The 12,763-nt window shown below is 69.6% G+C and carries 13 protein-coding genes; 11 read left to right on the top strand and 2 right to left on the bottom strand.

Annotation, left to right across the window (positions count from 1 at the left end):
- Window positions 1-34: 34 nt before the first annotated feature.
- A complete protein-coding gene (locus tag ACYVO6_RS00720; protein WP_461056414.1) occupies window positions 35-616 on the top strand; it encodes an HIT family protein in 582 nt (193 codons plus the stop codon).
- A 222-nt stretch (window positions 617-838) separates the two neighbouring features.
- Here ACYVO6_RS00720 and ACYVO6_RS00715 read toward each other — a convergent pair whose 3' ends face one another.
- Together ACYVO6_RS00715 and ACYVO6_RS00710 are read right to left on the bottom strand one after the other, a co-directional pair.
- Window positions 839-2,500, bottom strand: coding sequence for a hypothetical protein (locus ACYVO6_RS00715; RefSeq protein ID WP_461056413.1), 1,662 nt, complete (start codon window positions 2,498-2,500; stop codon window positions 839-841).
- A 169-nt stretch (window positions 2,501-2,669) separates the two neighbouring features.
- Window positions 2,670-4,868, bottom strand: a complete 2,199-nt coding sequence (locus ACYVO6_RS00710; protein WP_461056412.1) for an elongation factor G-like protein EF-G2 — start codon at window positions 4,866-4,868, stop codon at window positions 2,670-2,672.
- A 193-nt stretch (window positions 4,869-5,061) separates the two neighbouring features.
- Between ACYVO6_RS00710 and pgsA the strand changes: the two genes are divergently transcribed.
- The 10 genes from pgsA to ruvA all read left to right on the top strand — a co-directional run bounded on the left by pgsA (window position 5,062) and on the right by ruvA (window position 12,710).
- Window positions 5,062-5,868: a phosphatidylinositol phosphate synthase gene (pgsA, locus tag ACYVO6_RS00705; protein ID WP_461056710.1), complete on the top strand. Its 807-nt coding sequence runs from the start codon at window positions 5,062-5,064 to the stop codon at window positions 5,866-5,868.
- Window positions 5,865-6,788 carry a phosphatidylinositol mannoside acyltransferase gene (locus ACYVO6_RS00700; RefSeq protein ID WP_461056411.1) on the top strand — a complete coding sequence of 308 codons (924 nt, stop codon included), beginning with the start codon at window positions 5,865-5,867 and terminating at the stop codon, window positions 6,786-6,788. Before pgsA ends, ACYVO6_RS00700 begins: the two co-directional genes overlap by 4 nt.
- Window positions 6,785-7,945 carry a glycosyltransferase family 4 protein gene (locus tag ACYVO6_RS00695; protein ID WP_461056410.1) on the top strand — a complete coding sequence of 387 codons (1,161 nt, stop codon included), beginning with the start codon at window positions 6,785-6,787 and terminating at the stop codon, window positions 7,943-7,945. Before ACYVO6_RS00700 ends, ACYVO6_RS00695 begins: the two co-directional genes overlap by 4 nt.
- A gap of 12 nt (window positions 7,946-7,957) precedes the next feature.
- Window positions 7,958-8,245: a hypothetical protein gene (locus tag ACYVO6_RS00690; protein ID WP_461056409.1), complete on the top strand. Its 288-nt coding sequence runs from the start codon at window positions 7,958-7,960 to the stop codon at window positions 8,243-8,245.
- Between the two features lie 70 nt (window positions 8,246-8,315).
- Complete coding sequence (locus ACYVO6_RS00685) at window positions 8,316-8,858, top strand: hypothetical protein (protein ID WP_461056408.1); 543 nt, start codon at window positions 8,316-8,318, stop codon at window positions 8,856-8,858.
- Window positions 8,859-8,989: 131 nt separating this feature from the next.
- Window positions 8,990-9,904, top strand: a complete 915-nt coding sequence (pdxS, locus tag ACYVO6_RS00680; RefSeq protein ID WP_033324909.1) for a pyridoxal 5'-phosphate synthase lyase subunit PdxS — start codon at window positions 8,990-8,992, stop codon at window positions 9,902-9,904.
- 6 nt (window positions 9,905-9,910) lie between these two features.
- Complete coding sequence (pdxT, locus tag ACYVO6_RS00675; protein ID WP_461056407.1) at window positions 9,911-10,519, top strand: pyridoxal 5'-phosphate synthase glutaminase subunit PdxT; 609 nt, start codon at window positions 9,911-9,913, stop codon at window positions 10,517-10,519.
- Between the two features lie 48 nt (window positions 10,520-10,567).
- Complete coding sequence (locus ACYVO6_RS00670) at window positions 10,568-11,320, top strand: YebC/PmpR family DNA-binding transcriptional regulator (RefSeq protein ID WP_033324912.1); 753 nt, start codon at window positions 10,568-10,570, stop codon at window positions 11,318-11,320.
- A gap of 203 nt (window positions 11,321-11,523) precedes the next feature.
- Window positions 11,524-12,102, top strand: coding sequence for a crossover junction endodeoxyribonuclease RuvC (ruvC, locus tag ACYVO6_RS00665; RefSeq protein ID WP_461056709.1), 579 nt, complete (start codon window positions 11,524-11,526; stop codon window positions 12,100-12,102).
- A complete protein-coding gene (gene ruvA / locus ACYVO6_RS00660) occupies window positions 12,099-12,710 on the top strand; it encodes a Holliday junction branch migration protein RuvA (RefSeq protein WP_461056406.1) in 612 nt (203 codons plus the stop codon). Before ruvC ends, ruvA begins: the two co-directional genes overlap by 4 nt.
- Window positions 12,711-12,763: the final 53 nt, after the last annotated feature.

Below are 12,763 nucleotides of genomic sequence, written 5' to 3'. Positions count from 1 at the left end.
GGGGGCCTTTGCCGTGCATGGTGTGTGAAGCCATATGCTGCACCACATGACGAGTGAGCCGGAGCAGCAGATCGGGGTGGGGACGCAGGACGCGTTCCAGCGCTTGTGGACGCCCCATCGGATGGCGTACATCCAGGGGGAGGGCAAGCCCAGCGGCCCGGGTGCCGACGACGGCTGCCCGTTCTGCTCGATCCCGGCCAAGTCCGATGAGGACGGGCTCGTCATCAAGCGGGGTGAGCAGGTCTACGCGGTGCTCAACCTGTACCCGTACAACGGTGGCCACCTGATGGTCGTGCCCTACCGGCACGTCGCGGACTACACCGAGCTGACCGTTGAGGAGACCGCGGAGCTCGCCGAGCTGACGAAGCAGGCGATGGCTGCGTTGCGCTCCGCTTCGGGGGCGCACGGGTTCAATATCGGCATGAACCAGGGTGGAGTCGCGGGCGCGGGGATCGCCGCGCACCTTCACCAGCATGTCGTGCCTCGGTGGGGCGGCGACACGAACTTCATGCCCGTCGTCGGGCACACCAAGATCCTGCCTCAACTCCTGGCGGATACGCGGAAGATGCTTGCGGAGGCCTGGCCGGCCGGGCGCGGGGGAGATGGGGTGCAGTGACTGCTGCGGGTTCGTCGTGGCTGGTCGCTCCCCCACTCTCGACTTCTCCCCCCACTCTCGGCTTCGCTCGAGCGGGGGGACCCCCATGAGCAGGGGGACCCCCATCGCGGCGGAGCCGCAAATTGATACAGCCCGCGCCCCTTAAGGTGGCGCGGTACTGCACCAGGCGTCACCGGGCACCCTTGCCTCCGGGCACCCCACCCCCGCTGAACCGCCGGAGGCCTACGCGTCGTAGACGTCTGCCTTGCTGGGCGCCGCGTCCTGGACCTGGGTGCTCAGGAACGCCGAGCGGGTGCCGAACTTTTCGGTGTTCACGCCGTTCTCGTCGAGGACGCGGATGGCTGCGGCGTGGACCACGCGGAGGATCGGCGTCGCGGCGCGCAGGGCGTCGTCGGCCATGAAGCGGTGGCGCCAGGGCTTGTCGGCCCAGGCGTGGCGCAGGCCGAAGGGCTCGGGGAGGACCAGCTTGCCGCCCAGCCAGTCGAGGATCGGCGGATACCAGGTGAAGGGGGCGCGCACCGCGAGCCGTACCACCTCGTCGGTCTCGACCAGCGGCAGCTTCCGCTCCGTCGTCTCCCAGAACTTGACCGTCTTGGCGACTTCCTTCGTCTTGGCCTCGGGCTTCGAGGTGAACAGGGAGTGCACGGGCCCCAGGGCATGACCGGTGACCTCGATCCGCAAGGTCTCGTGCAGCACGGTCACGGTGATCAGCATCGTGATGATCAACTGGCCGTCCCAGAGCGTCCATTGGACCCCGAGATAGTGCCGGTCACCGCTGCCGAACTGCTGCTTGTTGCAGATGTCCTGGATGGCGTGGGTTTTGATCTGGTACGCGTCCACGTCCGTACCCCCCGGCCGGGACACCTCCTTGGCGTTCTCACCGATCGGCGTGACCACCCAGTGCCGTATCGATGGCTTCGGGAAACCACCGGTGTTGAGCGGTCCGCGCTCCAGCATGCGCAGCTGGTCGTGGATCGACCGTATGACGTCCCAGCTGCGGAAGGGGTGGATCTCCTTGTCGGCGTCTGCCGGCACCAGATCCTCGGCGAGATGCCAGCTGCCCCAGCGTGTTCCCATGCCGAGTATGCCCTTGGGGCCCGCGTAGAACACGGAGTTGGACTGCTGCTCGGCGGTCAGTCGGGCCAGCCCCTGGCGCAGCCGCTCGGCCGCGGTCTCACCGGGACTGCCGGGCACCGCCTCGGGGATCTTGGCGCCGACGCCGCCGCCGGACAGCAGACTGGCCCAGCGCTCGCGCATGTCCTTCGCCGTACGCTCGCAGATCTGCCTCGCCCAGAACCAGCCGAGGACGGGCGCGACGACCGCCGCGCGCGCGTACCAGGCCCAGAAGCCGGTGAACGGCATCCGGATCAGGAAGATCACGGCGAGGGCGGCCACGCCGATCAGGAGGGCGGTGGCGAGGGCGGAGGCACGTTTGTCGGTGGTCTTGTCGATCGTCCGGCGGATCTGGAAGACCAGCAGCCAGACGAGCAGACCGGGCAGGAAGATCAGACCGGTCAGCACCATCACGGCGGTGAGCCAGCTGTCCCGCTCCTTGCGGATGCGGTTCGCCGCCAGGCAGTGCTCGACGACGACCTGCGGCTCCGTGCCGAACGACTGGATGAGCGGCTTGCGGGCACCGCCCAGCATCCTCAGCTGCACGGCGCGGGCGAACGCCTCACCCAGGTTCGGCTTGCAGATCGTCGCCCACTTGCGGCCCGGCTTGACGGTCGACTTGTGCCATTCGCTGTTGGCTTCGAGGATCTTGTCGACGGAGTCGTCGCGGTACGCCGCCGAGGCCAGGGCGAACGTCGCCGCCGTCTGTCCCGCGGCACCCTGGAGCGGGATCTGTGCCCCGGGCCTGAAATCGAATCCGTCATCCGCCACTGACCGCCCCCATCGCCGCCTTGCTCCGCTGCTGCGGCTTTTCCCGACTTCCGTACTCCGCACACCTGTTGATCAGGTCGTCGTCTTGATCAGGTTCTCAGAGTATCCGCCAGGACTGACAATCGTCGGCGGACAGCCGAAGCTGTCCGCCGACCCTACGGGGGATCAACTAGGGGGAGTCCTGGGCCTGTTCGCGGATCTTCTCGGCCAGATGTGCCGGCATCGGCTCATGCCGTGCGTAACGCCGGCTGAACCGTGCGGTGCCGTGCGAGAGGGAGCGCAGGTCGACCGCGTACCGGTCGATCTCGATCTCGGGGACCTCGGCCCGTACGAGCGTCCGTCCGCCGCCCGCCTGTTCGGTGCCGACGACTCGGCCGCGCCGCCCCGACAGATCGCTCATCACGGCGCCCACGTAGTCGTCGCCGACCAGGACCGACACCTCGGCGACCGGCTCCAGAAGATGGATCTTCGCGTCGGCGGCGGCCTCGCGCAGGGCGAGCGCGCCGGCGGTCTGGAACGCGGCGTCGGAGGAGTCCACCGAGTGCGCCTTGCCGTCGAGCAGCGTCACCCGTACGTCGATGAGCGGATAGCCCGCGGCCACACCCTTGGCGGCCTGGGCGCGTACGCCCTTCTCGACGGACGGGATGAACTGCCGGGGCACGGCACCCCCGACGACCTTGTCGACGAACTCGATGCCGGAGCCACCGGGCAGCGGCTCGACCTCGATCTCGCAGATCGCGTACTGCCCGTGCCCGCCGGACTGCTTCACATGACGGCCGCGCCCGGCCGACTTGGCGGCGAACGTCTCCCGTAGGGAGACCTTGTGCGGTACGACATCGACCTGGACGCCGTACCGGCTGCGCAGCCGTTCCAGGGCGACGTCCGCGTGGGCCTCGCCGAGGCACCACAGGACCACCTGGTGGGTGTCCTGGTTCTGTTCCAGGCGCATCGTGGGGTCCTCGGCGACCAGCCGGCTCAGGCCCTGCGAGAGCTTGTCCTCGTCCGCCTTGCTGTGCGCGTGGATGGCCAGCGGCAGCAGCGGGTCGGGCATCTCCCACGGCTCCATGAGCAGCGGGTCGTCCTTGGCCGAGAGCGTGTCGCCGGTCTCGGCGCGGTTCAGCTTGGCCACACACGCCATGTCGCCCGCGATGGCGTGCGAGAGGGTGCGCTGCTGCTTGCCGAAGGGCGCGGACAGGGCGCCGACGCGTTCGTCGACGTCGTGGTCCTCGTGCCCGCGATCGGCGAGCCCGTGCCCGGAGACGTGCACCGTCTGGTCGGGCCGAAGGGTGCCCGAGAAGACGCGTACGAGGGAGATCCGGCCCACGTAGGGGTCGCTCGCCGTCTTCACGACCTCGGCGACCAGCGGCCCGTTCGGGTCGCAGGCCTTGATCTCGCGTGGTTTGCCGTCCGGAGTGGTGACCGTGGGCGTCGCGGGCTCCAGTGGAGTCGGGAAGCCGCCGGTGATGAGCTCCAGCAGCTCGACCGTGCCCAGGCCCTGACGGGCGCCCTCGGTGGCGGGTGCGGCGGCCAGCACCGGGAAGAAGACCCCGCGCGCCACGGCCCGCTCCAGGTCCTGTACGAGCGTCTTGAAGTCGATCTCCTCGCCGCCGAGATAGCGGTCCATGAGGGTCTCGTCCTCGCTCTCGGCGATGATGCCCTCGATCAGCCGGTTGCGGGCCTCCTCGATGAGCGGCAGCTGGTCGGGGCCCGGTTCGGACTCCTTGCGCTCTCCGGAGGAGTAGTCGAACAGCTTCTGCGAGAGCAGTCCGATCAGGCCCGTCACGGGCGCGTGCCCGTCGGGGCCCGGCGCTCCGTGGAGCGGCAGATACAGGGGCAGTACGGCGTCCGGGTCGTCGGCGCCGAAGGCCTCCGCGCAGGTCCGCGTCATCTCGTCGAAATCGGCTCTGGCCGCTTCGAGGTGGGTGATCACGATGGCCCGCGGCATACCGACCGCCGCGCACTCCTCCCACACCATGCGGGTCGAGCCGTCCACCCCGTCCGAGGCCGAGACAACGAAAAGGGCCGCGTCCGCCGCTCGCAGACCGGCCCGCAGCTCCCCGACGAAGTCGGCGTATCCGGGAGTGTCCAGAACATTGATCTTGCACCCGCCCCATTCGACGGGCACCAGGGAGAGCTGTACCGACCGTTGCTGCCGGTGCTCGATCTCGTCGTAGTCGGAGACGGTGCCGCCGTCCTCCACACGGCCCGCCCTGTTCACCGCCCCCGCGGTCAGCGCGAGAGCCTCCACCAGAGTCGTCTTGCCCGATCCGGAGTGGCCGACCAGCACCACATTCCGTACGGACGCGGGGTGGTCGGCCGCCGTAGCCCTGCCGGCGGCTCCGGGGTGTGCGTTCGCCTTGTCGCCCATGGCCTTGCCTCCCGTGCACGGTGAGGTCATTTGTGGGCGCGGACATGCGGACCCGCGTGCCGCGTGCGGTTGGCGGCTCCGGTGACGCCCGCGGTCCTTTCGAGCTTTCCACTCAGGTTACGGCGCGTCCATACAAAGGACGTGATCGTGCGCTCAGGGTCCCGCCCGCCGCCCACGCACGCGCGTGGCTACGATGGGCCAGCCGGTGGCCAGCAGGGGCCGCCCGGCCACACCGACCCTCGGGAAGGCCATGCTGAACAAGTACGCGCGTGCTTTCTTCACGCGTGTTCTCACACCGTTCGCCGCGTTTCTGATCCGCCGCGGCGTCAGCCCCGACACGGTCACGCTCCTGGGCACGGCGGGAGTGGTCGCGGGCGCGCTGGTCTTCTTCCCCAGGGGCGAGTTCTTCTGGGGCACGATCGTCATCACGCTGTTCGTGTTCTCGGACCTCGTCGACGGCAACATGGCCCGCCAGCTGGGCCGCTCCAGCCGCTGGGGCGCCTTCCTGGACTCGACCCTCGACCGGGTCGCGGACAGCGCGATCTTCGGCGGCTTCGCGCTCTGGTACGCGGGCAGTGGCGACGACAACGTCCTGTGCGCCGTCTCGATCTTCTGCCTGGCCAGCGGTCAGGTGGTCTCGTACACGAAGGCCCGTGGCGAGTCGATCGGCCTGCCCGTCGCCGTCAACGGCCTCGTCGAGCGGGCCGAGCGCCTGGTGATCTCGCTGGTCGCGGCCGGCCTTGCGGGCTTCGAAACCTTCGGGGTACCCGGCATTCACGTACTGCTGCCCATCGCCCTGTGGATCGTCGCCGTCGGCAGCGTCGTCACGCTGATCCAGCGGGTCGTCACGGTGCGCAGGGAGGCCGCGGAGGCGGATGCCGCGCCCGGTCAGGAAGGCGACCGGCAGGACGGCGAGAACAGCGGCAAGGACAACGGCCGGGACCCGGGTCCGGAGAGCGCCCCACAGACCAGCTCACAGAGCAGCGAGGCCACGTCGTGAGCGGTCTGCGGGAACGGCTGACGGACGGCGCGTACGCCCTGGGCTGGAGCACCGTCAAGAAGCTCCCCGAGCCCGTCGCCGTACGGCTCGGCAGGGCCATCGCCGACATCACCTGGAAGCGGCGCGGCAAGGGCGTACGCCGCCTGGAATCCAACTACGCGCGCGTGGTGCCCGACGCGACCCCCGAGCGGCTCGCCGAGCTCTCCAGGGCGGGTATGCGCTCGTATCTGCGCTACTGGATGGAGTCCTTCCGGCTGCCCGCCTGGAGCAGTGAGCGCATCAAGAACGGCTTCACCGCCAAGGACCTGCACTATCTGACCGACGGGCTCGCATCCGGCAAGGGCGTCATCCTCGCGCTGCCGCACCTGGGCAACTGGGACCTCGCCGGCGCCTGGGTCACCACCAAGCTGGAGACACCCTTCACCACGGTCGCCGAGCGGCTCAAGCCGGAGACGCTGTACGACCGTTTCGTCGCCTATCGCGAGGGCCTCGGCATGGAGGTGCTCGCGCACGACGCGTCCGTGTTCGGCACGCTGGCCCGCCGGCTGCGCGACGGAGGCATGGTCTGCCTGGTCGCGGACCGCGATCTGTCCGCCTCCGGGGTCGAGGTGAAGTTCTTCGGCGAGTCGACGCGGATGCCCGCGGGCCCGGCGCTGCTCGCCCAGCAGACGGGCGCCCTGCTGCTGCCGGTGACGCTCTGGTACGACGACTCGCCCGTGATGCGGGGCCGTGTGCATCCTCCGGTTGAGGTCCCCGAGACAGGTACCCGGGCCGAGAAGACGTCTGTCATGACGCAGGCGCTGGCCGACGCCTTCGCCACGGGTATCGCCGAACATCCGGAGGACTGGCACATGCTCCAGCGCTTGTGGCTCGCTGACCTGGAACCCCGCCCCGAGCCGTTGAACGGGGAGCGCCCGTGAGGATCGGCATCGTCTGCCCGTACTCCTGGGACGTCCCCGGCGGCGTCCAGTTCCACATCCGCGATCTGGCCGAGCACCTCATCCGCCTCGGGCACGAGGTGTCCGTCCTCGCTCCTGCGGACGACGAGACCCCCCTGCCGCCGTACGTCGTGTCGGCGGGCCGCGCGGTTCCGGTGCCGTACAACGGCTCGGTGGCCCGGCTCAACTTCGGCTTCCTGTCGGCCGCGCGGGTGCGGCGCTGGCTGCACGACGGCACGTTCGACGTGATCCACATCCATGAGCCGGCCTCGCCGTCGCTCGGCCTGCTGGCCTGCTGGGCCGCACAGGGCCCCATCGTCGCGACCTTCCACACGTCCAACCCGCGCTCCCGGGCGATGGTCGCCGCGTACTCGATCCTCCAGGCGGCCCTCGAGAAGATCAGCGCGCGGATCGCCGTGAGCGAGTACGCGCGGCGCACGCTCGTGGAGCACCTGGGCGGCGACGCGGTCGTCATCCCGAACGGCGTCGACGTCGGCTTCTTCAAGAAGGCCGAGCCCAAGGCCGAGTGGCAGGGGGAGACGATCGGCTTCATCGGCCGCATCGACGAGCCCCGCAAGGGCCTGCCGGTCCTCATGAAGGCCCTCCCGAAGATCCTCGCCGAACGGCCGCGGACGCGTCTCCTGGTGGCCGGCCGCGGTGACGAGAAGGAGGCCGTCGAATCGCTGCCCAAGGAGCTGCGGGCGCGCGTCGAGTTCCTCGGCATGATCAGCGACGAGGACAAGGCGCGGTTCCTGCGCAGCATCGACCTGTACGTCGCCCCCAACACCGGCGGCGAGAGCTTCGGGATCATCCTTGTCGAGGCCATGTCGGCGGGCGCGCCCGTGCTCGCCTCCGACCTCGACGCCTTCGCGCAGGTCCTCGACCAGGGCGTGGCGGGGGAGCTGTTCGCCAACGAGGACGCGGACGCGCTGGCGGCCTCCGCGGTACGGCTGCTCGCCGACTCCGGGCGACGGGCGGAGCTGCGTAAGCGGGGCAGCGCGCATGTGCGGCGCTTCGACTGGTCGACGGTGGGGGCGGACATCCTGTCCGTGTACGAGACGGTCACGGACGGGGCCGCGGCGGTCGCCGCCGACGAACGCAGTGGGTTGCGGGCGCGGTTCGGGCTGGCACGGGACTGAGAGGGGCACTGGGTGAGGGAACTGCGCAATGTGCGGGAAGTGCCGCAGGAGGGCGCTACGACGCCTCTGACGGCCGAGGAGGAGCTGCGTGTCCGGTCGGTGTTCGCCGCCGAGATCGGCGCGCAGGTGGCCCGTCAGGGATGGGCGAGGTTCCCCGCGCACACTCCGGAGGAGCGGATCCGGTTGTATGCGGTGGCGCGGATGATCGGGGAGAGACTGGGGTGCCTCGTGGAGGCCGTGCCCGAGGACACGATCACCATGCGCTTCGCAGTGGTCGGGACGGGTAACGCACTCAGCTGATCCGGGGTGATCCGCGTGCGGCCCCGGGCCGCGCAGGAGGCCTCGTCCTGCACGGGTAGCCTGTGCGCCCGTGACCTCCACCCTGATCTGGATCGTGGTCGCCCTTGTGGCGATCGGCCTCTACTTGTGCTGGACCGCGGGCCGACTCGACCGGCTGCACGCCCGGATCGATGCCGCGCGTGCCGCCCTCGACGCGCAACTCCTGCGGCGTGCGTCGGTCGCACAGGAACTGGCCACCTCCGGAGTGCTCGATCCGGCCGCCTCGATCGTGCTCTACGAAGCGGCGCACGCGGCCCGGCAGGCCGAGGAGGAGCAGCGGGAGGTCGCCGAGAGCGATCTCAGCCAGGCCCTGCGGGCCGTCTTCGGGGAGGCACAGCAGGTCGAAGCGGTACGCGAGGCCCCCGGCGGTGAGCAGGCCGCCCGCGAACTCGCCCAGGCGGTCCGCCGGGTGCCGATGGCCCGCCGCTTCCACAACGATTCCGTACGCGCCGCCCGCGCCCTGCGCCGCCACCGCAAGGTCCGCTGGTTCCGCCTGGCCGGCCACGCGCCGTTCCCCCTGGCCTTCGAAATGGACGACGAGCCGCCGGCGGCGTTGGTGGATCGGTCGGCGTAATCGGTCGGGGTAAGCGCAGCGGGAGCCGAAAAAACGTGCCACCCGCTCCCCATTGGCCCTTGCTGTGGCCTGGTCCCCTCACGTTTCCTCGGAGTTTGCAGAAACCCTCTTTCACCGAGTGAGGTCAACCCGTGTCGAGCACGCTCTCCAACTCCGCCCAGGCCCCCGAAACCGGCACCGCGCGCGTGAAGCGCGGAATGGCCGAGCAGCTCAAGGGCGGCGTGATCATGGACGTCGTCACGCCTGAGCAGGCGAAGATCGCCGAGGACGCGGGAGCCGTCGCCGTCATGGCTCTGGAGCGGGTCCCGGCAGACATCCGCAAGGACGGCGGCGTGGCCCGCATGTCCGACCCGGACATGATCGAGGGCATCATCGAAGCCGTGTCCATCCCGGTGATGGCCAAGTCGCGGATCGGCCACTTCGTGGAGGCCCAGGTCCTGCAGTCACTCGGCGTCGACTACATCGACGAGTCCGAGGTCCTCACCCCGGCCGACGAGGTCAACCACTCCGACAAGTGGGCCTTCACGACCCCGTTCGTCTGCGGCGCCACCAACCTCGGCGAGGCTCTGCGCCGCATCGCCGAGGGCGCAGCCATGATCCGCTCCAAGGGCGAGGCCGGCACGGGCAACGTCGTCGAGGCGGTCCGCCACCTGCGCCAGATCAAGAACGAGATCGCCCGCCTCAAGGGCTACGACAACAACGAGCTGTACGCCGCCGCCAAGGACCTCCGCGCCCCGTACGAGCTCGTCAAGGAGGTCGCCGAACTCGGCAAGCTCCCGGTGGTGCTGTTCTCGGCCGGCGGTGTGGCCACCCCCGCCGATGCCGCGCTCATGCGCCAGCTCGGCGCCGAGGGCGTCTTCGTCGGCTCCGGCATCTTCAAGTCGGGCGACCCGGCCAAGCGCGCCGCCGCCATCGTGAAGGCCACCACCTTCTACGACGACCCCAAGATCATCGCGGACGCCTCCCGCAACCTGGGCGAGGCCATGGTCGGCATCAACTGCGACACCCTCCCCGAGGCCGAGCGCTACGCGAACCGCGGCTGGTAAGCACCCATGACTGAAGCACCCGTCATAGGAGTCCTGGCCCTCCAGGGCGACGTACGGGAGCACCTCATCGCCCTGGCCGCGGCAGACGCCGCGGCCAGGCCGGTGCGGCGCCCCGAGGAACTCGCCGACGTCGACGGACTGATCATCCCCGGCGGCGAGTCCACCACCATCTCCAAGCTGGCCGTCCTCTTCGGAGTGATGGGGCCCCTCCGCGCGCGCGTGCGGGCCGGAATGCCCGTCTACGGCACCTGCGCCGGCATGATCATGCTCGCCGACAAGATCCTCGATCCGCGCTCGGGCCAGGAGACCATCGGCGGCATCGACATGATCGTGCGCCGCAACGCCTTCGGACGGCAGAATGAATCCTTCGAAGCGGCCGTCGACGTGAAGGGCGTTGAGGGCGATCCTGTAGAGGGCGTTTTCATCCGCGCCCCCTGGGTCGAGTCCGTCGGCGCCGAGGCCGAGGTGCTCGCCGAGCACGAGGGCCACATCGTCGCCGTACGCCAGGGCAATGCGCTCGCCACGTCGTTCCACCCGGAACTGACCGGCGACCACCGCGTGCACGGTCTGTTTGTCGACATGGTGCGCGCGGACCGTACAGCGGAGTCCTTGTAGGATCTCTGGCGTTCGGACAGAGATGGGTTACGCGAAGGAGACAGGCAGATGTCCGGCCACTCTAAATGGGCCACGACGAAGCACAAGAAGGCCGTGATCGACGCCAAGCGCGGCAAGCTCTTCGCGAAGCTGATCAAGAACATCGAGGTCGCGGCGCGCATGGGCGGCGTGGACCTGGACGGCAATCCGACACTGTACGACGCCGTGCAGAAGGCGAAGAAGTCGTCGGTCCCGAACAAGAACATCGACTCCGCGATCAAGCGCGGTGGTGGTCTCGAGGCGGGTGGCGCCGACTACGAGACCATCATGTACGAGGGTTACGGTCCGAACGGTGTCGCGGTGCTCATCGAGTGCCTCACCGACAACCGCAACCGCGCCGCCTCCGACGTACGCGTCGCCATGACCCGTAACGGCGGCTCGATGGCCGACCCGGGCTCTGTCTCGTACCTCTTCAACCGCAAGGGCGTCGTCATCGTCCCCAAGGGCGAACTGTCCGAGGACGACGTCCTGGGTGCCGTACTCGAGGCGGGTGCCGAGGAGGTCAACGACCTGGGCGAGTCCTTCGAGGTGCTCAGCGAGGCCACCGACTTGGTCGCGGTTCGCACCGCTCTCCAGGACGCCGGCATCGACTACGACTCCGCCGAGGCCAACTTCGTCCCGACCATGCAGGTCGAGCTGGACGAGGAGGGCGCCAAGAAGATCTTCAAGCTGATCGACGCCCTGGAGGACAGCGACGACGTGCAGAACGTCTTCGCCAACTTCGACGTGAGCGACGAGGTCATGGAGAAGGCCAGCGCGTAGCGCTGCCGCGAGCGCCGCAGGTTTTGACGGGCTGGTGGGGACATGTCCCCACCAGCCCGTCGCTGTTGTCAGTGGCAGCGGTTAGCCTGGCGATTGTCAAAGATCACCGTCCACGGACCGCGACCGTCAATTGAGGAACCCCGATGGTGATCAGCCAGGTCCGCGAGAGCGGCGGCGGCTCAGCCGCAAAGAGGGGAGGCCCGATGCGGGTACTGGGCGTGGACCCTGGGCTGACCCGATGCGGCATCGGTGTCGTCGAAGGCGTCGCCGGGCGCCCCTTGACGATGCTCGGCGTCGGGGTCGTACGGACGCCCTCGGACGCCGATGTCGGCCACCGTCTCGTCGCCATCGAGCAGGGCATCGAGGAGTGGATCGACGAGCACCGGCCCGAATACGTCGCCGTGGAGCGGGTGTTCAGCCAGCACAACGTACGGACGGTCATGGGCACCGCCCAGGCCAGCGCCGTCGCCATGCTCTGCGCGTCCCGCCGCGGACTGCCCGTCGCCCTGCACACCCCCAGCGAGGTCAAGGCGGCCGTGACCGGCAGCGGGCGGGCCGACAAGGCCCAGGTCGGCGCCATGGTCACGCGGTTGCTCCGGCTCGACGCGCCCCCGAAGCCCGCCGATGCCGCCGACGCCCTCGCGCTCGCCATCTGCCACATCTGGCGCGCCCCGGCCACCAACCGCCTCCAACAGGCCCACGCCAAGGCCCGCGAGGCGCAGGCCCGGGCCCGACAGGCCCGGCAACAGGCTCAGTCACTCGCCCGAAAGGCCCCCCGATGATCGCCTTCGTCAGCGGCCCGGTCGCCGCCCTCGCCCCCGACTCCGCGGTGGTCGAAGTGGGCGGCATCGGCATCTCCGTCCAGTGCACACCGGGCACGCTCTCCGGGCTTCGTATGGGCAAGCAGGCGAAGCTCGCCACGTCTCTCGTCGTACGGGAGGACTCGCTGACCCTGTACGGCTTCGTGGACGACGACGAGCGGCATACCTTCGAACTGCTGCAGACCGCGAGCGGTGTCGGCCCGCGGCTGGCCCAGGCGATGCTCGCCGTGCACAGTCCCGACGCCCTGCGCCGAGCGATCTCCACCGGTGACGAGAAGGCCCTGATGGCTGTCCCGGGCATCGGCAAGAAGGGTGCCCAAAAACTCCTCCTGGAGCTCAAGGACCGCCTCGGCGAACCTCTCGGCACGGGCGGCCCGGCCATCGGTACGGCCGTCTCCGCAGGCTGGCGCGAGCAGTTGCACGCCGCGCTCATCGGACTCGGGTACGCGACGCGGGAGGCCGACGAGGCGGTCTCGGCCGTCGCGCCCCAGGCGGAGGCGTCCGAAGGAGCGCCCCAGGTGGGCCAGTTGCTGAAGTCCGCCCTGCAGACCCTCAACAGAGCGCGCTAGCAGGCGAGTTCCGCGATGAGGCACACACGCCCGTACGAACTACGAGACCGAGG

This window comes from Streptomyces pseudoechinosporeus (assembly GCF_054783935.1).
The sequence above is the reverse complement of the archived record's forward strand: the minus strand, read 5'-3'. Positions and strand labels throughout refer to the sequence as shown.

Excerpts from the sequence above, each read along its gene's own strand:
- ACYVO6_RS00720 (WP_461056414.1), top strand. The coding sequence starts at position 35 with ATGCTGCACCACATGACGAGTGAGCCGGAGCAGCAGATCGGGGTGGGG.
- ACYVO6_RS00710 (WP_461056412.1), bottom strand. The coding sequence starts at position 4,868 with ATGGGCGACAAGGCGAACGCACACCCCGGAGCCGCCGGCAGGGCTACG.
- pgsA (WP_461056710.1), top strand. The coding sequence starts at position 5,062 with ATGGGCCAGCCGGTGGCCAGCAGGGGCCGCCCGGCCACACCGACCCTC.
- pdxT (WP_461056407.1), top strand. The coding sequence starts at position 9,911 with ATGACTGAAGCACCCGTCATAGGAGTCCTGGCCCTCCAGGGCGACGTA.
- ACYVO6_RS00670 (WP_033324912.1), top strand. The coding sequence starts at position 10,568 with ATGTCCGGCCACTCTAAATGGGCCACGACGAAGCACAAGAAGGCCGTG.
- ruvC (WP_461056709.1), top strand. The coding sequence starts at position 11,524 with ATGCGGGTACTGGGCGTGGACCCTGGGCTGACCCGATGCGGCATCGGT.
- ruvA (WP_461056406.1), top strand. The coding sequence starts at position 12,099 with ATGATCGCCTTCGTCAGCGGCCCGGTCGCCGCCCTCGCCCCCGACTCC.